The sequence below is a fragment of the Pseudomonas sp. 910_23 genome (assembly GCF_052850795.1).
The window spans coordinates 187,224-209,792 of sequence record NZ_VXCZ01000004.1 but is presented as its reverse complement, the minus strand read 5'-3'; the positions used below and the strand labels follow the sequence as shown (position 1 = coordinate 209,792).

Here is a 22,569-nt window from a genome sequence, read left to right as displayed (position 1 = left end):
TCCCTCGCCACAACAACTCGCTCCTGCAGCAAGAAAGGCTCAGCCGGCCAGCATCGGGTAGGTGAACAGCCCGAAGTGCAGCAGATTCAAGCCAAAGTGCGTGGCAATCGCTGCGCCGAGCCCGCCAAAGCGATACGCCAGGCCGTAACCGACCCCGGCAATACTCGCCAGCATTACCCATTGCCAACCCGCACCAAAATGCGCCAGGCCGAATAACAGCGAGGCCAGCAGCAGCGCGAGGTTCTCGCCGTAGGGCAGGTGTTTGAAGCGCTGGCTCAGGCCGCCCTGAACATAGCCACGAAACAGCGCTTCTTCCACCAGCGTCACCAGCAGCAGGTTATTGAGTACCCACAGCCATGCCTGGTCCGGCCATTTGGGGGCCCAACTGATCATCCCCATCAGGGCCGCGCCACCCAGGGCAGCGATGGCGGTCAGGGTCAGTGCCAGGGCGGTGACGCAGATCGACAGGCGCAATGAACGTTGCGCCACAATCCACGGGCAGGCCAGCAACAGCCAGAAGCCGATCAGGGGTTTGTCCTGGTTCAGGTACATCGAGAAGGGCACTGAGTCCGGGGTAAAACGCTGGGGTGCAATACCTCGGCCATTGTAGAAACCCGGCAGCCAGTGCATCGCCAGCCCCAGGGCCAGGACGATAAACAAGCCGTGGCCCAGGTAGCGTGCCCAAGGAGTGCGTTGCTGGCGTACGGCGTAGCCGGCCACCAGCAACAGCGCCACTGACACCGCCGCCAGTATGCCCAGTTGGCCGTAGATCAAGGCCGTGACATAGCCAATGCAAAGTAGTGTGAGGTACAGCCAGGGCAGAGCAATCATGTGAAATCCTTAACAAAAACCGGGCGGCATTATAGCGAGAGGTCTGGTTCGGGGGCATGAAAACGCCTCTACGTACAAGGTAAGGGGGAAAGGATTGCAAAGTATGTTTGCGGCTGGTTATAGTCGTCGCGTCTTTCTCCCTTCAAAAAGATCAGCACATGTCAGCTTCCCAGCGCATAGCGGTAGTCGATTCAGCGGTCAACGCTGTGGTCGTGCCGTGCGGCGCAAAGCAGCCTGCGCAGATCAGTCACTACCCCCCACCTGTCAGTAGCACGCCGGTGTACGCAGTCGTATCACCGCCGGGCGTTGGCATTTCGGGCTGATCAGCTGTTTGCTGTTGCCCTGTGCCTGCCTGAAAAAAACCTACTGAAATTCAGTTCTTACTGAGTCGGCTTTTTTGCCTGATAACAGGTGGTAACTCATGTCTGTTCTTTCGAAACAATCCGTGGCCGCGGCGGCCTCGACGAGCTTGTTTGTCTTGCTGTGGAGCAGCGGGGCGATCTTCTCCAAGTTGGGCCTGGCCCATGCTTCGCCCTTTGCCTTTCTGCTGATCCGCTTTGCCATCGCCCTGATGGGGTTGGTGGTGCTGGTGCCGATCCTCAAGTTGAAGCTGCCACGTCCCGGCAAGCCCATGCTGTATGCGGCGGCGACGGGCATGGTGTTGTTGGGGGCCTACCAGATTTTCTATCTGCTGGCCCTGGACCTCAAAGTCACCCCAGGGGTGATGGCGACCATCATGGGGGTCCAGCCGATCCTCACCGTGGTGCTGATGGAGCGTCAGCGCTCGTTACGCCGGCTGTTCGGCCTGGGGTTGGGCCTGGCCGGGTTGATCATGGTGGTGTACCAGGGCATCGGGCTGGCGGGCATGTCCCTGGCCGGGATGCTGTTCGGGCTGCTGGCGCTGGCGAGCATGACGTTTGGCTCGATCATGCAAAAGCGCATCACCGACAACCCCTTGGGCACATTGCCGCTGCAATACCTGGCCGGGCTGTTGTTGTGCGCGGTGTTCGTGCCCTTCCAGCCGTTCCACTTTGAACACAGCGCGGGCTTTTACCTGCCAGTGTTGTGGATGGGGCTGGTGGTGTCAGTGCTGGCGACGCTGTTGCTGTATCGCCTGATTGCCCGGGGCAACCTAGTGAATGTCACCAGCCTGTTCTACCTGGTGCCGGCGGTGACCGCGGTGATGGACTACCTGATCTTCGGCAACCGCCTGGCGCTGTTGAGCCTGTTGGGCATGGCGTTGATCATCGTCGGTTTGGTGTTTGTATTCCGTAAAAACTAAAACCTATCCCTGTAGGAGCAAGCTTGCTGTGGCGAGCAAGCTTGCTTGCGTTGGGGGGCGAAGCACCCCCAGGAGCAAGGGCGCGCTCCTATAGTTTTTGCGGGCGCAGCACCAACCACAACGCTCCGGCAATCAGCACCCCGCCATACAGGTGAGCCATGGACAGCGGCTCATCCAACAGCAACGCCCCCCACAGCACGCCGAACGGCGGAATCATAAAGGTCACGGTCATCGACTTGACCGGGCCAATGGATGACAGCAGGCGGAAGTACAAAATGTAGGCGAACGCCGTACACACCAGCCCCAGGCCCAGCAGCGACGCCCACACCTGCCAGCCGCCCCAGCTTGCCGGTGGATGGCTGATGGCGCTGTAGGCAAAGAGCGGCAAGAGAAACAAGGTAGCGCCGAGCATACTGCCCAAGGCTGACAGACGACTGTCCAACCCGCCGCGCTGATCCAGCCAGCGTCGTGCCAGGAAACCGGCAAAACCGTAGCAGGTGGTTGCCAGCAGGCACGCCAGCGCGCCCATCAACAATTGCAGATCAAAGGCCACCGGCCCCGCGCGCGTGAGCACGGCGACGCCAAACAGCCCCAAGGCAACCCCCGCTATTTTTGACGGTGTCAGGCGCTCGCTGAAAAACAACCCGCCAATCAGCACGCCCATCAGCGGCGTGGTGGCGTTGAAAATCGCCGAATAACCCGCCGGCAGTACCTGCGCTGCCACTGAATACATGGTCGCCGGAATTCCGGAGTTGATCACCCCCAACAGCAAAACGGTCTTGAACTTGCCCTGGAAATCCCAGCTCACGCGCAGCATCGCCAGGATCACCAGCAACCCGGCGGCGGCAATCGACACGCGGAAAAACGCAGTCGGCACTGTGCCGATTTCCGGCGCAATGATGCGCATGAACAGGAAACTCGCGCCCCAGATGGCAGCCAGTCCCAGCAAGTAGAGGGTGTCAACAGGTCTCACGGAAAACTCCTACGCCAATCAGGCGGGGAGTGTTGCCCAGTGCTCAGGCCGACACAATCGCTAACTACGACGGCCCCTTAAAAATCCTCCTTCTCCTGCCAGCGTTCACTGGCTAAGCTCTGAGCTTCCCGCTACCCGTTCGAGGTTTCCCGCATGTCGCAGCCCGCCCTCGCTATCGCCCGGATGATCCTCGACGGTTTCGACGATTACCGTGAGCACTTTCACCAGATCACCGATGGGGCCCGCGAGCGTTTCGAGAAGGCCCAGTGGCAGCAAGGGCAGGCGGCGTCTGCGGCACGCATCAACCTGTATGAAGAGAAAGTTGCCGAGGTCACTGCCCGCCTGCGCGCCGGTTTCGAAGCGGGTGCGCTGCAGGACATCGAGCTGTGGCCCCTGGTGAAAAGCGCGTATATCGGCCTGATCGACCTGCGCTTTGACGATGAGTTGTCCGAGACCTGGTACAACTCGATCTTCTGCGGCCTGTTCAGCCATGACCTGATCAGCGACGGCTGCATGTTCATCCACACCACCCGGCCGAGCCTGCGCCGGGCGCGGGCGGCGCAAACCCGGGTCTACACGCCGGCCGGTAAAATATCAGACATGCTGGCGCAGATTTTCTCTGACTACAGCTTCAGCGAGCCTTACGCCGACCTTCCTGCCGACCTGCGTCGCCTCGAAGCCCAGCTGCGGGAAAACCTGCCGGATTGGGTGTGCAAGGACCCGGATCTCAAGGTCGAGCTGTTTTCCTCCGTGCTCTACCGCAACAAAGGCGCCTATCTCGTGGGGCGCATTTATACCCGCGACGAACAGTGGCCGTTGGTCATCCCGTTGCTGCACCGCGAAGGGCGCGGCATCCAGATCGATGCGTTGATCACCGACGAAGCCGACGTGTCGATCATCTTTTCGTTCACCCGCTCCTATTTCATGGTCGACGTACCGGTGCCTGCCGAATTCATCGGTTTTCTCAAGCGCATCCTGCCGGGCAAGCACATTGCCGAGCTGTACACCTCCATTGGTTTCTACAAGCACGGCAAGTCCGAATTCTACCGCGCACTCATCAACCACCTGGCCACCACCGACGACCAGTTCATCATGGCCCCCGGCGTGCGCGGCATGGTCATGAGCGTGTTCACGCTGCCGGGATTCAACACCGTGTTCAAGATCATCAAGGACCGTTTTTCACCGTCGAAAAACGTCAACCGCGCCACGGTGATCGAGAAGTACCGGCTGGTTAAGAGTGTCGACCGGGTAGGACGCATGGCTGACACCCAGGAATTCGCCGACTTTCGTTTCCCCTTGAGCAAGTTCGAGCCCGAGTGCCTGGCCGAGTTGCTGGAAGTCGCGGCCGGCACGGTCGAAGTGGAAGGCGACAGCGTGCTGATCCGCCACTGCTGGACCGAGCGGCGCATGACCCCGCTCAACCTCTACCTCGACAACGCCAACCCCGCCCAGGTGCGCGAAGCCCTGGAAGACTACGGCCTGGCAATCAAGCAACTGGCGGCGGCGAATATCTTCCCTGGCGACATGCTGCTGAAAAACTTCGGCGTCACCCGTCATGGCCGCGTGGTGTTCTACGACTACGATGAAATCTGCTTTCTGACCGAAGCCAACTTCCGCCATATTCCTGCGCCACGCACCCCCGAGGACGAAATGGCCTCAGAGCCCTGGTACTCCATCGGCCCGCTGGATGTGTTCCCCGAAGAGTTCCCGCCGTTCCTGTTTGCCGACGCCGGGCAACGCAGGTTGTTCGATGAGCTGCATGGCGAGCTGTACAACGCCGATTACTGGAAGGGCCTGCAGGACGCGATTCGCGCCGGTAAGGTTATCGACGTATTCCCCTATCGCCGAAAAGACCCGCTGTAAGGCTTTCTCTTGTGGGAGGGCTTGCTCCCACATGTTTGACCTGCCAGATGAGTCGCTTTTCTGCCACACTTGCCGGCCGCGCATAACATAGATGACCGTCGAAGTAGCTGATGACTGACCAAGCACCCACCATCGACCAACTGCTCAAAACCCTCGATCACGCCATGCTCGCCGACCGCCACCGCTTGCGCCGGCAGTTGCTTGAGCTGCGCAAGAAACCCGATGAGGACAAGCTGGCGCAGTGGGTGGCGCGGATGCAGGCATCCTGTGCCCAGGTCACGGCGCGGCGCGCCAGCCTGCCGGTGATTCGCTACGACGACAGCCTGCCGATTGCCGCCAAGCGCGATGAGATCAAGGACGCGCTGCTCAAACACCAGGTGTTGATCATTGCCGGCGAGACCGGCTCGGGCAAGACCACCCAGTTGCCGAAAATCTGCCTGGAAATCGGCCGCGGCCAGTACGGCCTGATCGGCCACACCCAGCCGCGCCGGATCGCAGCACGCAGTGTCGCCAGCCGTGTCGCTGAAGAGCTGGCCACGCCATTGGGCGCCTTGGTCGGCTATCAGGTGCGCTTCGAAGACCAGAGTGATTCCAACACCCTGATCAAGCTGATGACCGACGGCATCCTGCTGGCCGAAACCCAGAACGACCGTTATCTGGAACGCTACGACACGATCATCGTCGACGAAGCCCACGAGCGCAGCCTTAACATCGACTTCCTGCTCGGCTACCTCAAGACCCTGCTGCCGCGTCGCCCTGACCTGAAAGTCATCATCACCTCGGCGACCATCGACCTGGAGCGCTTTTCCAAGCACTTCGACGATGCGCCGATTGTCGAGGTCTCGGGCCGTACCTTCCCGGTGGACACCTGGTATCGCCCACTGACCCTGGAACAGGACGAAGAGGGCAACCGCGTCGAGGATGACTTGACCGTCGACCAGGCGATCCTCGCCACCCTCGATGAAATCGCCGCCTATGAGCGCAGCGAGCGACGCAGCCCCGGCGATGTGCTGGTGTTTCTGCCCGGAGAGCGCGAGATTCGTGATGCCGCCGACATGCTGCGCAAGGCCCAGCTCAAGCACACCGAGATTTTGCCGTTGTACGCACGGCTGTCACCGGCCGAGCAACAGCGCATTTTCCAATCCCACCCAGGCCGGCGCGTGGTACTGGCGACCAACGTTGCGGAAACCTCGCTGACGGTGCCGGGCATTCGCTATGTGATCGACAGCGGCACGGCGCGCATCAGCCGCTACAGCTACCGCGCCAAGGTGCAGCGCCTGCCGATCGAGGCGATCTCCCAGGCCAGCGCCAACCAGCGTAAAGGCCGTTGCGGCCGGGTTGAGCCGGGCATTTGCGTGCGCCTGTACAGCGAAGAAGATTTTATCGGGCGCCCGGAATTCACCGACCCGGAAATCCTGCGCACCAACCTCGCCGCCGTGATCCTGCAGATGCTGCACCTGCGCCTGGGCGAAATCACCGATTTCCCGTTTATCGAACCGCCGGATGGCAAGGCGATCAGCGACGGTTTCAACCTGCTGCAGGAACTCTCGGCGGTGGACCGTAACAGCCAACTCACGCCGTTGGGCCGCCAGCTTGCACGCTTGCCGGTGGACCCGCGCATGGGCCGCATGTTGCTCGAAGCGGCCAAGCTGGGCAGCTTGCAGGAAGTGTTGATCGTGGCCAGCGCCATGTCTATCCAGGACCCGCGCGAGCGGCCACCGGAGCGTCAACAAGCCGCCGACCAGGCCCACGCTCAGTGGAAAGATCCGGATTCGGACTTCGCCGGGCTGGTCAACCTGTGGCGTGGCTTTGAAGAGCAGCGCCAGGAACTGACCGCCAGCCCGCTGCGCAACTGGTGTCGCAAGAACTTCCTCAACTACCTGCGCCTGCGCGAGTGGCGCGACTCCCATCGCCAGTTGAGCCTGATCTGCCGCGACATGCAGCTGAACATCAATAAAGAGCCTGCGGACTTCCCCAAACTGCACAAGGCGGTGCTGTCCGGCCTGCTCAGCCAGATCGGCCAGAAGACCGAAGACGGCGATTACCTCGGTGCGCGGCAGCGGCGTTTCTGGATCCACCCCTCGTCCGGTATCGGCAAGAAGCGCCCGCAATGGCTGATGACTGCCGAGCTGGTGGAAACCACCAAGCTCTATGCGCGCATGGTGGCGAAGATCGATGCCGACTGGATCGAGCCGCTGGCCGGGCACCTGATCAAGAAAAACCACTTCGAGCCCCATTGGGAGAAGAAGCGCGGCCAGGTGGTGGCGTTTGAGCAGATCACCCTGTTCGGGCTGATCGTGGTCGGGCGTCGGCCGGTGCATTACGGGCCGATTGACCCGGTGGTGTCCCGCGAGTTGTTTATTCGTGAGGGCCTGGTGCGCGGCGAGATTCAGTCCCGGGCCAAGTGCCTGGCGGCCAACCAGCGCCTGCTGGAGCAACTCGACGAACTGGAGGCCAAGGCGCGCCGTCGCGACATCCTCGCCGACGAAGAAACCCTCTACGCCTTCTACGATGCGCGCCTGCCAGCGGAGATTCACCAGACCGCTACGTTCGACAGCTGGTACAAGGTCAACAGCCAGAAAGACCCGCAACTGCTGATCATGCGCGAAGAAGATGTGCTGGCCCGCGAGGCCAGTGAGGTTACCGCTGCGCATTATCCGGACACATTGCACCTGGGTGACCTGGCGTTGGCCTTGAGCTACCACTTCGAACCCAACCACCCTCGCGATGGCGTCACCCTGCGTGTACCTGCGCCGTTGCTGCCGGCGTTGCCGGCCGAGCGCCTGGAGTGGCTGGTGCCGGGCGTGATCGAAGCCAAATGCATCGCGTTGGTACGCAACCTGCCCAAGGCATTGCGCAAGAACTTCGTGCCGGTGCCGGACTTCGTCAAGGCGGCGCTGCAACGCATCGAATTCGGCCAGGGCTCGCTGCCCCAGGCGCTGGGGCGCGAGTTGCTGCGCATGACCGGTGCGCGGGTCAGCGATGAAGCCTGGGCCGAAGCGGCGCAGCAGGTAGAAAGCCACCTGAAGATGAACCTGGAAGTGGTCGACGGCCAAGGCAAGTTCCTTGGCGAAGGCCGCGACCTGGCCGAACTGACCGCACGTTTTGCAGAGGCCAGCCAGGCCGCGTTGGCCGTACCGCAAACCGCGAAAAGCCAACAGCCGGTAGAAGCCAAGGTGTTCGCGGCGGTGGCTGAAAAGACCCAGCAAAACATCGCCGGCCTGTCGATGACGGTGTACCCGGCGCTGGTGGAAGAGAACGGCACGGTCAAGGAAGGGCGTTTCTCCACCGCCGCCGAAGCCGAGTTCCAGCATCGCCGCGCGTTGCAGCGCCTGCTGATGCAACAACTGGCGGAACCGGCGAAATTCCTGCGCGGCAAATTGCCGGGCCTGACCGAGCTGGGCTTGATGTACCGCGAACTGGGGCGTATCGACGCGTTGGTGGAAGACATTCTGCTGGCCAGCCTCGACACCTGTGTACTTGAGGGCGAAGAAAGCCTGCCGCGTGATGGCGCGGGCCTGGCTGCCCTGGCCGAGCGCAAGCGTGGCGGTTGGACCGAACACGCCGAGCGCCTGGCATGCCTGACCCTGGAGGTGCTGAAACTCTGGCACGGCCTGCAAAAGCGCTTCAAAGGCAAGATCGACCTGGCCCAGGCGGTGGCCTTGAATGATATCAAGCAGCAACTGAGCAACCTGGTATACCCAGGTTTTGTGCGCGAAACCCCGGCGCAATGGTTCAAGGAGCTGCCGCGCTATCTCAAGGCTATTGAGCTGCGCCTGGAAAAGCTGCCGAGCCAGGTGCAAAAGGACCGCGTGTGGAGTAGCGAATTGGGCGGCCTGTGGGCGCAATACCAGAACCGCTTGAACAAACACGCCCAGGAAGGCAAGCGTGACCCACAGTTGGAGTTGTACCGCTGGTGGCTGGAGGAATACCGGGTGTCGTTGTTTGCCCAGCAGTTGGGCACCAAGGTACCGATTTCCGATAAACGCTTGAGCAAGCAGTGGAGCCAGGTAGAGCCCTGATTCCGAAGCTGAACAAACCCAACTGTAGGAGCGAGCTTGCTCGCGAAAAAACGTCAACGATAACGCGTGTTTCCTGAGTAAACGCGATGCCTGTGGGTTTTTCGCGAGCAAGCTCGCTCCTACAGGCATTAGGCTTGCCCCTCCCACAATTGGGGTTTGTGTGGCCTATAGCGCCAAATCTCCAGGGTTGTGGCAAACTTCGCGGTTACAAGATTGAATAAAGCGTCGCCAGTTTGAGGCCCGCTGGACGGAATCAAACGACTTTAAGTTTGGTACGACGGTACCAATATCTTCTGCCTGACAGATTTAGAGGAACGACCGTGCATAACGTCGTCATCAGCGGCACTGGCCTGTACACCCCGGCCAACAGCATCTCCAACGAAGAGCTGGTGCAGTCTTTCAATGCCTATGTGCAACAGTTCAACGCAGACAACGCCGCCGCCATCGAGCGTGGCGAGGTGCAGGCGCTGACGGAGTCGAGCGCGGCATTCATCGAAAAGGCATCCGGCATCAAGAGCCGTTTTGTGATGGACAAGGACGGCATCCTCGATCCGCAGCGCATGGCGCCACGCCTGCCCGAGCGTAGCAACGACGAATGGTCGGTGCTCTGCCAGATGGCGGTCGGTGCCGCCGAACAAGCCCTGCAACGCGCCGGCAAGACCGCCGCCGACATTGATGGCGTGATCGTTGCCTGTTCCAACCTGCAACGTGCCTACCCGGCGATTGCCATTGAAGTCCAGGAAGCCTTGGGTATCCAGGGCTTCGGTTTTGACATGAACGTGGCGTGTTCTTCGGCCACCTTCGGCATCCAGAACGCGGCCAACAGCATCCAGTTGGGCCAGGCCCGGGCGATCCTGATGGTCAACCCGGAAGTCTGCACCGGCCACCTGAACTTCCGCGATCGCGACAGCCACTTCATCTTCGGTGACGCCGCCACTGCGGTCATCCTGGAACGCGCTGACCTGGCGACGTCCGAGCACCAGTTCGATGTGGTGAGTACAAAGCTGCTGACCAAGTTCTCCAACAACATCCGCAACAATTTCGGCTTCCTCAACCGCACGGCGGAAGAAGGTGTCGGTGCCCCCGACAAGCTGTTCGTGCAGGAAGGCCGCAAGGTGTTTCGCGATGTCTGCCCGATGGTGGCCGAATTGATCGGCGCGCACCTGGCGGAAAATCAGTTGAGTGTGACCGATGTGAAGCGCTTCTGGCTGCACCAGGCCAACCTGAGCATGAACCACCTGATCGTGAAAAAGCTGCTGGGGCGCGACGCGTCGGTGGAAGAAGCGCCCGTGATCCTCGATACTTACGCCAATACCAGCTCGGCCGGCTCGGTGATTGCGTTTCACACTTACCAGGATGACCTGCCCAAGGGCTCGGTTGCCGTACTCAGCTCCTTTGGCGCCGGGTATTCGATTGGCAGTGTGATCCTGCGCAAACGCTGATTGTGTGGGAGCTGGCTTGCCTGCGATGGCATCACTGTGGTGTGACTGATACACCGAGGTGTCTGCATCGCAGGCAAGCCAGCTCCCACAGGACCGGGTGTGCACTTTTAAATAGAGGTTTGAATGGCAGCAGCGGACGACGCGCACCTGCTTGAACGCCTGCTCAAGGGTGAGCAGCGGGCCTACAAGGAATTGGTCACCACTTACCAGAGCGCAATGCGGGCGGTGGCCTACGCCATCGTCGGTCAGCGCCACGCCGACGAAATCGTGCAAGACGCCTGGGTTTCGGTCGTACGCAACCTGGCCAAATTCGAAGGGCGATCGAGCCTCAAGACATGGTTATTGACCATTACCGCCAACGCCGCCAAGGGACGTTACAAACAGAATCGTCGGGAAGTGCTGCTCGACGATTTGCCTTCGCCCCACGGCACCATTGGTGATGATCGCTTCAGCCCGGATGATGGCCATTGGGCTGTCGCCCCGTATGCCTGGCACCAGGACACCCCTGAAGCGCTGCTGACCGAAGATGAACTGCGCAAATGCCTGGAGCATACGATTCTGAGTTTGTCCGAACTGCAAAGCAGCGTGCTGGTGTTGCGTGAACGCCAGGGTCTGGAACTGGAGGAAATCTGTAATCTTCTGAGCCTTTCGCTCTCCAACGTTCGTGTGCTCCTGCATCGAGCACGGCTTAAAGTCTTTGCTACGGTGGAGCATTTTGAGGAGACGGGCGAATGTTGACCTGTAAAGAGCAAGTAGCGCGCTCCAGTGACTATCTGGATGGTCAATTGACCTTCCGTGAACGTCTGATGGTGCGTCATCACTTGATGTTCTGCCCGAACTGCCGACGGTTTATCCGGCAGATGCGCCTGTTGCAGGCGACGCTCAAGCGTATGCCGCAGGAGCCGGTGGACGGTGCTGATGCGCTGGCTGAACAGATGGCAGCCGAGCGCCGTAAGGATATGTAGGAGCGAGCTTGACACAGCAAGCTCGCTCCTACAGTAACGGTTAGAACTTGGCTTCAGCATCCAGCTGCAGGGTGTTGGTGTTGGCATCCCGCTGGGTACGGCTGGCGTAGTCCGCCTTGGTCAGGAAGTAGGTGGCGCCCAGGGCGAAGTTCTTGTCGATGTCGTAGCTGACCTTCATCTTGTGGCCGCGCGAACCGGTGGTACCGTTGGCGAAGTCCGAATCGGTGAACGCGCCTACGACGGCATTACGCTGAACATCGCGGTAGTTGTAGTCCAGGTTGAAACCGAACACCTTGGACTTGGCACCCAGCAACCACGCGGTGTCCTGGTCGGTCACGGCATCGTTGTTTTTCACGTATTGGCCGTAGAACGACAGTGGCACTGCCAGGCCGCCGATGTCTGCCTGGGCAAAACCTTCATACAGGCGGAACTCGTTGTTGGCCGAGTTGCCGTTGACCGCCAACGCGCAAGGCGTGGTGGTGGTTGTGCAGCGGCTGTCCTCGTCATTTTTGTAGGCGTAGACGCTGCCGCCCAGGGTCATTTTCAGGTTGTCGGTGACCGAGAAACGCGTACCCAACTGGCCGGACGTCAGGCGCAGGTCGTGGCGGAACTGCACGCCGTCGCCGTCGACGTTGTCCTTGAGGTTGTAGTTACCCAGGCTGCCGAACAGTTCGGCGCTGCTGCCCAGTGGGTATTTGTAGGTGACGGCCAGGCCTTCAGGGTTGATATCGCTATCCCAGATCACGTCGCCCATGTTTACCCAAGGCTGAAGCATCTTGCCGCCGATCACGTGCAGGTTCTTGATCTGGTCCGGGTGGTAGTCGATGTAACCGAGGTCCAGCCAGATCGATTTTTTATCGAAGTAGCCGTCCTGATCCTGGTTGGTAGAACGCGCATCGTCACCACCGCCGGTGGCGATACGGATACCGGTGTCCACCTGCGGGTTGATTTCGGTGTAGGCACCCAGGCGGGCGCGGATACGTTGACGGTCTTTGTCACGCCCACCGTTGTTGGGTTCGCCATCAATCTTGATGGTTTCCTGGCGGAAGCGTACATCACCCTTGAATTGAGTCTTGGCGGCCCAGGCCAGCTTTTGGTCGAAGCTGCTCAGCTCGTTGGTTTTTTTCGCAGTGGCTGCGATCTGCTCGTTGGTCTCTTGCTGAGCTTGGCGTGCGATCTGCTGTTCTTTCTGGTCCTTGGCCAGTTCCGCTTGCAGTTCTGTGTACTGCGACGCGGTGATCTGGCCGTTGGCCTTGAGCATGTCGAGCAATTTAGCGTCGACTGCAGCGCTGGCCGGTACGCTCAGGGCCAGCAACAGGCCGCCACACAGGAGCGCCGCAGTTTTAGTGGAAGCAAGACGCATATCAATCTCCGAAAGTGAGGAGGGATGGCAAACCATCCAGGACACAACCGACCCATGACGGACGGAAAAAATGTCGCCCGGTAGATCCGGACGCTCTAAAAACTGGCGTCAGTATCGCGGCCGTTTATGACGGAGTAGTGGCTAAGTGATTTCATGTAGATGACAGCTTGTAACGGGAAGGAACTAACGCTTGCGCGGTCTGTCGGCGCGTTTTGCAGATGTACGCCAGGCTGCGATAAGCGATACTGCCCAGGCTTTCATGCCGCGAAACAATGAGGATGTCGATGCCACTGCAACGCCTGGACAGCCTGTCCGCAATCGCTGCTCACACTTGGGATGCCCTGGTGCCGCAGGCCCAGCCTTTTGTGCGGCATGGGTTTTTGAGCGCGCTGGAAGACAGCGCCAGCCTGGGCCTGCAAACAGGCTGGCAGCCGGAACATCTGCTGCACTGGGAAGGCCCGCGTTTGGTGGCGGCATTACCCAGTTACCGCAAGTGGCACTCCTATGGCGAGTACGTGTTCGACCATGGCTGGGCCGACGCCTGCGAGCGTGCCGGGATTGATTACTACCCGAAGCTGCTGACAGCCGTGCCGTTCAGTCCGGTCAGCGGGCCGCGTTTATTGGCCGCCAGTGCCGAAGACGGCTTTGAGTTGCTCAAAAGTTTGCCGGGTTACCTGGAAATCGAAGGGCTCTCCAGCGCCCATATCAATTTCACCGACGCTTTGGCCGACGACGCCTTGGCCCGGCAGCCCGACTGGATGCAACGCCTGGGCTGCCAGTTTCATTGGCAGAACCGTGGCTATCGCGACTTCCAGGACTTCCTTGATGCCTTGAGTTCACGCAAGCGCAAGCAGATGCGCAAAGAGCGTGAACAAGTGGCCGGGCAGGGCATCGAGTTCGAGTGGCTGCAAGGTCATCAATTGAGCGAGGCCCAATGGGATTTTGTTTATGCCTGCTATGCCAACACCTATGCGGTGCGCCGCCAAGCGCCCTATCTGACGCGGGCGTTTTTCAGCCTGTTGGCCGAACGTATGCCCGAGGCGATCCGCGTGGTGCTGGCCAAGCAAGGCCCGCGTCCGGTGGCCATGGCGTTCAGCTTGATCGGTGGCGACAGCTTCTACGGCCGCTACTGGGGCTGCCTGGGGGAGTTCGACCGGCTGCATTTCGAAACCTGTTTCTACCAGGGCATGGACTACGCCATCGCCCACGGCCTGCAACGCTTCGATGCGGGGGCCCAGGGCGAGCACAAATTGATTCGCGGGTTTGAGCCGGTGATCACGCGGTCCTGGCACTACCTGCGCCATCCGGGGCTCAAGAGTGCCGTGCACGACTTTCTTGAACGTGAACGGGTGGGGATTCTGGCGTATGCCGAAGAGGCGAGGGCGGCTTTGCCTTATCGGCAACCTGACAGCAAGTGAAACACCTTGTAGGAGCGAGCTTGCTCGCGAAGAACGCTTAGGCGAAGCGGGCTGCATCTGGAAGCCTGCGTCATCGTTGACGTTTTTCGCGAGCAAGCTCGCTCCTAGAGGGGTTTGGTCAGGCAGGCTTTTCTGCGCCCAACCATCGGTACGTAATGCCACCGATCACCGCGCCCAGGATCGGCGCAAGCCAGAACAGCCACAACTGTTCGAGCGCCCAGCCGCCGACAATCAACGCGGGCCCCGTGCTGCGGGCCGGGTTGACCGAGGTGTTGGTGACCGGGATCGAGATCAGGTGGATCAGCGTCAGCCCCAGGCCAATGGCGATGGGGGCAAAGCCCGCGGGGGCACGGCGGTCGGTAGCGCCCAGGATGATCAGCACGAACATCGCCGTCATCACCAGCTCACAGACCAATCCTGCTGCCATCGAGTAACCACCGGGTGAGTGTTCTCCATAGCCGTTGGAGGCCAGGCCACTCGCCAGTTCAAAGCCGGGTTTGCCGCTGGCAATAAAGTACAGCAGCGCAGCGGCGATGGTGGCACCGATCACCTGAGACACGATGTAGGCCGGCAACTCTCTGGCCGGAAATCTTCCGCCCACTACCAGCCCCACCGAAACGGCCGGGTTGAGGTGACAGCCGCTGATGTGCCCGATGGCAAACGCCATGGTCAGCACTGTGAGCCCGAAGGCCAGGGCCACGCCGAGCAGGCCGATTCCGACATTGGGGAACGCTGCGGCCAGCACCGCACTCCCGCAACCGCCCAACACCAGCCAAAACGTACCCAGCCCTTCCGTTACGGAACGTTTGAACAGTGACATGAACACTTCCTTAGATTGCTCTATCTGATTAACGGTCTGTGAAGCTTCCCTGCCGCCTAAATCAGGGCCCTCCTGGGGCCTGATTGCAGTACAGCAGGATTGTGTCGCAAGACCAGTTCGATAGAGAAAACTGTCAGAATTGTTCGGAATTGCCCGGGCACCTATCCAATGAAATCAGTCTATTCCGACGAATCCGCCGGTCTGGTGCTGCCATAACCGCGAATAAAGCCCGCCCTGCGCCAGCAACTCGGCATGGCTGCCGCTCTCGGCAATCTGGCCTTTCTCCAGCACTACCAAGCGGTCCATTCGTGCGATGGTCGACAACCGGTGGGCGATCGCAATCACGGTCTTGCCCTGCATCAGAGTTTCCAGGCTCTCCTGGATTGCCGCTTCCACTTCCGAGTCCAATGCCGAGGTGGCTTCGTCCATGATCAGGATCGGTGCGTCCTTGAGCAGCACGCGGGCGATGGCGATACGTTGACGTTGACCGCCAGAGAGTTTCACCCCGCGCTCACCAACATGGGCGTCCAGCCCGGTGCGGCCCTCGGAATCCGACAACAGCGGGATGAACTCATCGGCGCGAGCCTTGTGCACCGCAGCCCAGAGTTCTTCCTCAGTTGCGTCGGGCTTGCCATACAGCAGGTTGTCACGGATCGAACGGTGCAGAAGCGATGTGTCCTGGGTGATCATGCCGATCTGTGCACGCAGGCTTTCCTGGGCCACTTCGGCGATGTTCTGGCCGTCGATCAGGATGCGGCCGCCTTGCAGGTCGTAGAGGCGCAGCAGCAGGTTGACCAGGGTCGACTTGCCCGCGCCGGACGGGCCGATCAAACCGATCTTTTCCCCGGCCTTGATGTTGAGGTTGAGGCCGCCAATGATCCCGCTCTTCTTGCCGTAGTGGAAATCCACCTGCTCAAAGTGCACTTGGGCATTGGGGACTTTCAGGCGCGGGGCGTTTTCACGGTCGGTCACGGCCAGTGGTTGGGCGATGGTTTTCAGGCCGTCCTGCACGATGCCGATATTTTCGAAGATGCCATTGACCACCCACATGATCCAACCGGACATGTTGACGATGCGGATAACCAAGCCAGTGGCCAAGGCAATCGCACCGACGGAAATCAGCGACTGCGTCCACAACCACAGGGCCAGGCCGGTGGTGGTCACAATCAGCAGGCCGTTCAAGATACAGATCACGGTGTCCATGCTGGTGAGCACACGGGCGGCCAGTTGGGTTTTTTCGGTCTGCTCGATGATCGCTTGCTTGGCGTATTCCTGTTCATTCTGCGTATGGGCGAACAGTTTCAAGGTGGTGATATTGGTATAGCCGTCGACAATTCGGCCCATCAATTTGGAGCGCGCCTCCGAGGAAATCACCGAGCGCTCCTTCACGCGCGGTACGAAGTAACGCAGGGCCAGGCTGTAGCAGATGATCCAGGTGATCAGCGGGATCATCAGCCGCCAATCGGCCTCGGCAAACAGCACCAGGGCACTGATGGCATAGATCGACACGTGCCAGATGGCTTCTGCCGTCGCCACTGCCGAGTCACGCAAGGAGTTGCCGGTTTGCATGATCCGCTGGGCGATGCGCCCGGCGAAATCGTTCTGGAAAAAGTTCAGGCTCTGCTTGAGCACGTAGCTGTGGTTCTGCCAGCGAATCAGGCTGGTCATGCCTGGGTTGATGGTCTGGTGCACCAGCAAGTCATGCAGGCCGTTGAAAACCGGGCGCAGCAGCAGGGCGACCACGGCCATCCAGATCAGCTCGGCGCTGTGGATCTGGAAGAAATTCGCCGGTGGTGTGCCTTGGGCCAGGTCGATGATGCGGCTCAGATAGCTGAACAGCGCCACTTCGATAAGCGCACCGACCAGCCCCACCACCAACAGTGCGGCGAAGCAGGGCCAGACCTGGCGCAGGTAATAGAGATAGAAGGGCAGGACTTTTTCGGGAGGGGCCGCGCTGGGAGCGTCGCGGAAAATATCGATCAGTTGTTCAAAGCGACGATAGAGCATTGGGTTTGACGCCCGCCGGGCGGGCTCTCCTTTCAAATGCGCGCGGTGCCGTGTGGGCACCACGCGAAGCTACCTGCAGACCTCAGTCGATGCGCTTGGCCGACTTGATCAACACAGGATCGATTGGCACGTTCTGCATGCCTTGTTTGGTGGTGGTCTGGGAGTTGACGATGATGTCGACCACATCCATGCCCTTGACCACTTTGGCGAACACGGCGTAACCGGCATCGCGGCCCGGGTCGAGGAAGGCATTGTCGGCTACGTTGATGAAGAACTGGCTGGTGGCCGAGTTCGGGTCATTGGTGCGGGCCATCGACAGCGTGCCGCGCACGTTATGCAGGCCATTGCTGGCTTCGTTCTTGATCGGTGCTTCAGTCGGTTTTTGCGACATCTGCTGGGTGAACCCGCCGCCCTGGACCATGAAGCCCGGGATCACGCGGTGGAAAATCGTGTTGGTATAGAAACCCTTGTCGACATAGGTGAGGAAGTTCTTGGTGCTGATCGGCGCCTTGACCGGGTCCAGTTCGATTTCAATGTCGCCATTGGTGGTGGAGATCAATACGTGGGGCGCCTTGGCCGGTTCGGCCGCCATCAGGTTGGCAGCGAACAAAACAGAACCGGCAAAGAAGGCGATTTTTTTCAGCATGGGTCAGTGATCCTGGGTAGTGGTTTCGACTGTCTTTAGAAAATCGAGCAAGGTCGCGTTAAAGACTTCGGGTTGATCCAAGGGCGTGGCATGGCGGGAATCTTCGATCACCACCAGTCGCGCATCGGGCAGCAGTTTTACATAGATTTCTTTCTGCGCCACGGGGGTGTAGTCGTGGTCGGCGCTGATGACCAGGGTTGGACAGGTAATTCGCGAAAGTTGTTCCTGCACGCCCCAGCCCACAATCGCGTCGAAGCTGGCGAGATAAGCACGTTTGTCGTTGCTTGCCCAGCGTTCGGCCATCTTGCGGCGCAGGTCGGCCTGGGCAGGTTTGGGAAACAGTCGTTCGCCCAGGGCGTTGCCGATGGTGCGCAGGCTGAGTACGCGGGCCAGGGTCCAGCGTTTGGCCCACTGCCAATAGTCACTTGCGCTGTGCACCTTGACTTCGGGCGCGCTGTTGACGATGCACAGGCTTCTGACTCGCGCAGGGTCGTCCACCGCCAGTTGGAAGGCGATCATGCCGCCCATGGATAAACCCACAACGTGGGCGGGCGGCAGGTCCAGGTGCTCGATCAGGGCGAGCAGGTCGAACGTGAAGCCCTGGATGCTGTAGCGCTCGCGGGGCTTATCGGAGCGGCCATGCCCACGCACGTCGACCACGATCAGGCGATAGTGCCGAGCCAGTACCGGCACTTGCAGCTCCCAATCCTGGCTACTGGAGCCCAGGCCGTGGATCAGGATCAGCGGCGCGCCGTGGCCGTATTCCTCGTAGTGCAGGCTGCAGCCTTCGTGGTCGAACCAGGCCATGGATGAACTCCGTTTCAGGCTTGTCGGGGAGCGGCGAAAGGCGCGTCCAGGGGAGCGGTGTCAAACGTGCGCAGCAGCTCCACGAGAATCTGCGTCGCCGGCCCCAGGGGTTTGTCTTTGTTGGAGTAGAGATAGAACGTCGGGTGACGGCTGCCGCCTTGTTCCAGGGGCAGTTGCTTGAGTACACCTTCGGCCAGTTCGCGCTCGATCATGTGCCGCGGCAGCCAGGCAAAGCCCAGGCCGCTGCCCACGAAGGCGGCGGCGGTAGCCAGGCTGCCGACGGTCCAGCGCTGTTCGGCGCCCAGCCAACCCACGTCGCGCGGTTGCTGGCGGCCGGAGTCGCGGATGACCACCTGCATCTGGCTTTCCAGGTCCTGGAAACTCAGCTCGCGATTCATGCAGTGCAACGCATGTTCGGGGTGGGCCACGGCGATAAATTCCACATCGCTCATTTCGGTGCCCAGGTAACCGGGGATGCTGAAACCGCAAATTGCCAGGTCGGCTACGCCTTCGATCAGCAGTTCTTCGACGCCGGACAACACCTCTTCACGCAAGCGCACGCGGCAGCCGCGACTTTGCGGCATAAACGCAGTCAGGGCGCGCACCAGGCGCGCATTGGGATAGGCCGCATCCACTACCAGGCGCACTTCGGCCTCCCATCCCTGTTCCATATGATGGGCAAGGTCTTCCAGTTGACTGGCGTTCTTCACCAGTTGCCGGGAGCGACGCAGCAGCACTTCACCGGCCTCGGTCAGCACCGCCTTGCGCCCGTCGATGCGCAGCAGCGGCACGCCGAGTTGATCCTGCATACGAGCCACGGTGTAGCTCACCGAGGATTGCGAACGGTGCAGCGCTTCAGCCGCCTGGGCGAAGCCGCCATGGTCAACCACGGCCTGCAACGTGCGCCATTGATCGAGGGTAACGCGGGGCGCTTTCAACATGAGCTCCTCTTGTCCTAAGCTGGCGGTCCTTATTGGAGACTGCCGAATGAGAAAATTGTGTTGTGTATTGCTGGCGCTGCTGCCGATGAGCGTATTTGCCTACCCTATCGACGTGACGAAAAAGATCGATGGCGTCAGCATTGATTACACCGCCTCCGACGTGGACGCAGACATCAGCTCGATTCAGCTAAACAACTACGGCACCCAGGATGCTGTGTGTTCGGTAATCTTCACCAACGGCCCGGAATCGCCGCGCCGTCGCACCGTGAGCGTGCCAGCAGGCAAAAGCACCAACACCATGGTCAAGTTCAACCGCTCCATCATCAAGATGCGCATTGCCTTGGACTGCAGCCCCAAATAAAGCGATAGCGGAGCCTTTCCACAGGGGTACTCCGCTTATAAACAAATTTATAGATGGGTTATAGCAGTTTTTTGCGCTTTTTTATCGAATGAGCCCTGGTTAATCTTTTCTCCATCGACTTACAACATTCACCGATGGAGCCTACATAGCCATGTCCAACGTTCTGATCATCGAAAGCAGTGCGCGCCAGCAGGATTCTATCTCTCGCCAGCTCACGCAACAGTTCATCAGCCAATGGCGGGCTGCCCACCCAGCCGATCAGATCACCGTGCGCGACGTGGCACTCAACCCGGTTCCACACCTGGACGCCAACCTCCTTGGCGGCTGGATGAAACCTGAAGATCAGCGTAACGACAGCGAGCAGGTATCCCTGGAGCGTTCCAACGCATTGACCGACGAATTGCTCGCCGCCGATGTGTTGGTAATGGCTGCACCGATGTACAACTTCGCCATCCCCAGCACCCTCAAAGCCTGGTTGGATCACGTACTGCGCGCCGGCGTAACGTTCAAGTACACCGCCACCGGGCCGCAGGGCTTGCTGACCGGCAAACGTGCCATTGTGCTGACCGCCCGTGGCGGCATTCACACCGGGGCCACCTCGGACCACCAGGAACCCTACCTGCGCCAGGTGATGGCCTTTATCGGCATTCACGACGTGACCTTCATTCACGCCGAAGGGGTGAACCTGAGCAGCGACTTTCAGGAAAAAGGCATCAACCATGCCAAAGCCCTGCTCGCACAGGTGGCGTGATCCGTTAATCGCCAGATAATCGCGGGTTGTTTATATAACGCCACGCCAACCCTTCAAGTACGCGTATCGAACCTCCCTTTGCACTTGTTGCTCCTGAGTGCTCCTGCCCGACTGCCGCTTTAGCGAGGTCGGGTTTTTTTTGCCTTGAGTTTCTTCAAGGCTGGAAAAGCTTTAATGTCGCGCCCATTCGAAACGAGGCGCGCATGGGCTATTTACTGGTTGTCACCCTGATTCAGGCATTTTCCTTCAGCTTGATCGGCGAATACCTCGCCGGTCACGTTGACAGCTACTTCGCAGTGCTGGTGCGCGTGGTGCTGGCCGGGCTGATCTTTATCCCGCTGACGCGCTGGCGCTCGGTGGAGCCTGCGTTCATGCGCGGCATGTTGGTGATCGGTGCATTGCAGTTCGGCGTGACCTACGTATGCCTGTACTTGAGCTTTCGCGTGCTGACGGTGCCGGAAGTGCTGCTGTTCACCATCCTCACACCGCTGCATGTGACCCTGATCGAGGACGCGCTTAATCGGCGCTTCAATCCTTGGGCACTGGTCGCGGCCCTGGTGGCGGTGGGCGGTGCGGCGGTGATTCGTTTCGATCAGATCACCCCGCACTTCCTGATGGGGTTCTTGCTGCTGCAATTGGCCAACTTCACCTACGCCGCCGGGCAAGTCATGTACAAGCATCTGGTGGCGCGTTATCCCAGTGACCAACCGCACTTCCGGCGTTTCGGTTATTTCTACCTGGGCGCCTTGCTGGTGGTGTTGCCGGCGTTCCTGCTGTTCGGCAAGGCTGACTTCTTGCCGCAAGCGCCGCTGCAATGGGGCGTGCTGGTGTTCCTTGGTTTGGTCAGCACCGCGCTGGGCATGTACTGGTGGAACAAGGGCGCCTGTCTGGTCAATGGCGGTACCCTGGCGGTGATGAACAACCTGCATGTACCGGTTGGGCTGCTGTTGAACTTGCTGATCTGGAATCAGCATGAGCCGCTGGGCCGACTGGCCCTGGGCGGCCTGGTGATTCTGGGCGCGGTGTGGATCAGTCGGCTCGGCGCACGCCAGGCGCGGGCGGCGCTGTCATCGTGATCACCACTTTGCCTTTGGCGCGGCCTTGTTCGACATAGCTCAGGGCTTGGGCTGTGGACTCGAAAGGGAAGGTGCGGTCGATCACCGGCTTGATAATGCCGGCTTCCACCAGCGCGGTCAGTTCATCCAATTGGGCGCCGCTGGCGCGCATGAAGAGGAAGTCATAACGCACGCCTTGTTTGCGCGCTTTGCGGCGTATACCGCTGCTCAACACACCCATGACCAGGCCCAATAGCCACGACAGCTGCTGCTCGCGAGCAAACGCCTGGGTCGGTGGCCCGGAGATGGAGATGAGTTGACCGCCCGGTTTGAGAATGTCGAGTGACTTTGCCAGTGCGTCCGGACCGAGACTGTTCAAGACGACGTCATAATCATTGAGCAGGGTTTCGAAGTTTTGCTGCTTGTAGTCGATCACTAGATCGGCACCCAGTGCCTTGACCCACTCGACATTGGCGGTGCTGGTCGTCGTTGCGACAAATGCGCCCAAATGCTTGGCAAGCTGGATGGCGATACTGCCGACTCCGCCGGAACCGGCATGAATGAAGACCTTCTGGCCTTTTTTCAGCCTCGCTGTTTCAACCAGTACTTGCCATGCCGTCAATGCGACCAGAGGCAGGGCGGCGGCTTGCTCCATCGTGATGTTTGCAGGTTTGCGTGCCAGTGCGTCCTCGCGTACCGCAATCAGCTCGGCGAACGTGCCGATACGCTGCTGTGGAGGGCGGCCATACACTTCGTCACCCGGCTTGAAGCGTCGCACCGCAGTCCCCACACTGAGCACCACACCGGCCAAGTCATTGCCCAGTATCAACGGCAATGCATACGGCAGAATCAGTTTGAATTCGCCCTTGGCGATTTTTGCATCCAGCACGTTGACGCTGCTGGCATGTACTTGAACCAGCACGTCATGCTCACCCACCACTGGTGTTGGCGCTTCGGTGATGCGACCGGTCTGTTTGCCGTAACGTTCGATGGAAAATGCCTTCATGGTTCAACGCTCATCG

At 60.1% G+C, this 22,569-nt stretch carries 19 protein-coding genes; 10 read left to right on the top strand and 9 right to left on the bottom strand.

Annotation, left to right across the window (positions count from 1 at the left end):
• Window positions 1-39: 39 nt before the first annotated feature.
• On the bottom strand, window positions 40-831 hold the full coding sequence (locus FW800_RS06655) for a CPBP family glutamic-type intramembrane protease (RefSeq protein WP_446437248.1): 792 nt from the start codon (window positions 829-831) through the stop codon (window positions 40-42).
• A 421-nt stretch (window positions 832-1,252) separates the two neighbouring features.
• Between FW800_RS06655 and FW800_RS06650 the strand changes: the two genes are divergently transcribed.
• Complete coding sequence (locus FW800_RS06650) at window positions 1,253-2,113, top strand: DMT family transporter (protein ID WP_446437247.1); 861 nt, start codon at window positions 1,253-1,255, stop codon at window positions 2,111-2,113.
• An 88-nt stretch (window positions 2,114-2,201) separates the two neighbouring features.
• Here FW800_RS06650 and FW800_RS06645 read toward each other — a convergent pair whose 3' ends face one another.
• Window positions 2,202-3,086, bottom strand: coding sequence for a DMT family transporter (locus FW800_RS06645; protein WP_032879973.1), 885 nt, complete (start codon window positions 3,084-3,086; stop codon window positions 2,202-2,204).
• A 153-nt stretch (window positions 3,087-3,239) separates the two neighbouring features.
• On the opposite strand from FW800_RS06645, the gene aceK reads away from it, so the two are divergent.
• The 5 genes from aceK to FW800_RS06620 all read left to right on the top strand — a co-directional run bounded on the left by aceK (window position 3,240) and on the right by FW800_RS06620 (window position 11,378).
• Entirely contained in the window at window positions 3,240-4,949 is a 1,710-nt protein-coding gene (gene aceK, locus FW800_RS06640; RefSeq protein WP_446437246.1) for a bifunctional isocitrate dehydrogenase kinase/phosphatase, read from the top strand.
• Window positions 4,950-5,059: 110 nt separating this feature from the next.
• Window positions 5,060-8,971 carry an ATP-dependent RNA helicase HrpA gene (gene hrpA, locus FW800_RS06635; protein ID WP_446437245.1) on the top strand — a complete coding sequence of 1,304 codons (3,912 nt, stop codon included), beginning with the start codon at window positions 5,060-5,062 and terminating at the stop codon, window positions 8,969-8,971.
• A gap of 320 nt (window positions 8,972-9,291) precedes the next feature.
• Window positions 9,292-10,413: a beta-ketoacyl-ACP synthase III gene (locus tag FW800_RS06630; protein ID WP_005790250.1), complete on the top strand. Its 1,122-nt coding sequence runs from the start codon at window positions 9,292-9,294 to the stop codon at window positions 10,411-10,413.
• Between the two features lie 123 nt (window positions 10,414-10,536).
• Window positions 10,537-11,151 (top strand): RNA polymerase sigma factor, encoded by a 615-nt coding sequence (locus FW800_RS06625; protein ID WP_122732159.1) that lies wholly within the window; start codon window positions 10,537-10,539, stop codon window positions 11,149-11,151.
• Window positions 11,145-11,378 carry a zf-HC2 domain-containing protein gene (locus FW800_RS06620; protein WP_032879977.1) on the top strand — a complete coding sequence of 78 codons (234 nt, stop codon included), beginning with the start codon at window positions 11,145-11,147 and terminating at the stop codon, window positions 11,376-11,378. The genes FW800_RS06625 and FW800_RS06620 overlap by 7 nt, the downstream gene beginning before the upstream one ends.
• Before the next feature lie 40 nt (window positions 11,379-11,418).
• On the opposite strand, the gene FW800_RS06615 is transcribed toward FW800_RS06620, so the two are convergent.
• The gene (locus tag FW800_RS06615; RefSeq protein WP_005790244.1) at window positions 11,419-12,741 is read right to left on the bottom strand and encodes a putative porin; all 1,323 of its coding nucleotides are present in this window, start codon (window positions 12,739-12,741) and stop codon (window positions 11,419-11,421) included.
• Between the two features lie 284 nt (window positions 12,742-13,025).
• Here FW800_RS06615 and FW800_RS06610 point away from each other — a divergent pair, with 284 nt between their 5' ends.
• Entirely contained in the window at window positions 13,026-14,159 is a 1,134-nt protein-coding gene (locus tag FW800_RS06610; protein WP_446437244.1) for a GNAT family N-acetyltransferase, read from the top strand.
• A gap of 118 nt (window positions 14,160-14,277) precedes the next feature.
• Here the strand turns inward: FW800_RS06610 and aqpZ are convergent, their stop codons facing one another.
• From aqpZ to FW800_RS06585, 5 genes are all read right to left on the bottom strand, one after another.
• Complete coding sequence (aqpZ, locus tag FW800_RS06605) at window positions 14,278-14,979, bottom strand: aquaporin Z (protein WP_005790241.1); 702 nt, start codon at window positions 14,977-14,979, stop codon at window positions 14,278-14,280.
• 174 nt (window positions 14,980-15,153) lie between these two features.
• Complete coding sequence (locus FW800_RS06600; RefSeq protein ID WP_032879980.1) at window positions 15,154-16,986, bottom strand: ABC transporter ATP-binding protein; 1,833 nt, start codon at window positions 16,984-16,986, stop codon at window positions 15,154-15,156.
• Window positions 16,987-17,068: 82 nt separating this feature from the next.
• Complete coding sequence (locus tag FW800_RS06595; RefSeq protein ID WP_078822021.1) at window positions 17,069-17,632, bottom strand: peptidylprolyl isomerase; 564 nt, start codon at window positions 17,630-17,632, stop codon at window positions 17,069-17,071.
• A 3-nt stretch (window positions 17,633-17,635) separates the two neighbouring features.
• Window positions 17,636-18,439 (bottom strand): alpha/beta fold hydrolase, encoded by an 804-nt coding sequence (locus FW800_RS06590; RefSeq protein WP_248161955.1) that lies wholly within the window; start codon window positions 18,437-18,439, stop codon window positions 17,636-17,638.
• Window positions 18,440-18,453: 14 nt separating this feature from the next.
• Window positions 18,454-19,377, bottom strand: a complete 924-nt coding sequence (locus FW800_RS06585) for a LysR family transcriptional regulator (protein WP_446437299.1) — start codon at window positions 19,375-19,377, stop codon at window positions 18,454-18,456.
• A gap of 49 nt (window positions 19,378-19,426) precedes the next feature.
• Between FW800_RS06585 and FW800_RS06580 the strand changes: the two genes are divergently transcribed.
• The 3 genes from FW800_RS06580 to FW800_RS06570 all read left to right on the top strand — a co-directional run bounded on the left by FW800_RS06580 (window position 19,427) and on the right by FW800_RS06570 (window position 21,568).
• Window positions 19,427-19,741: a 3-phosphoglycerate kinase gene (locus FW800_RS06580; RefSeq protein WP_446437243.1), complete on the top strand. Its 315-nt coding sequence runs from the start codon at window positions 19,427-19,429 to the stop codon at window positions 19,739-19,741.
• A 151-nt stretch (window positions 19,742-19,892) separates the two neighbouring features.
• Window positions 19,893-20,492, top strand: a complete 600-nt coding sequence (locus FW800_RS06575) for an FMN-dependent NADH-azoreductase (RefSeq protein ID WP_103733652.1) — start codon at window positions 19,893-19,895, stop codon at window positions 20,490-20,492.
• Window positions 20,493-20,695: 203 nt separating this feature from the next.
• Complete coding sequence (locus tag FW800_RS06570) at window positions 20,696-21,568, top strand: carboxylate/amino acid/amine transporter (RefSeq protein ID WP_005790229.1); 873 nt, start codon at window positions 20,696-20,698, stop codon at window positions 21,566-21,568.
• On the opposite strand, the gene FW800_RS06565 is transcribed toward FW800_RS06570, so the two are convergent.
• The gene (locus tag FW800_RS06565; protein ID WP_446437242.1) at window positions 21,522-22,553 is read right to left on the bottom strand and encodes an NADP-dependent oxidoreductase; all 1,032 of its coding nucleotides are present in this window, start codon (window positions 22,551-22,553) and stop codon (window positions 21,522-21,524) included. The genes FW800_RS06570 and FW800_RS06565 overlap by 47 nt on opposite strands.
• Window positions 22,554-22,569: the final 16 nt, after the last annotated feature.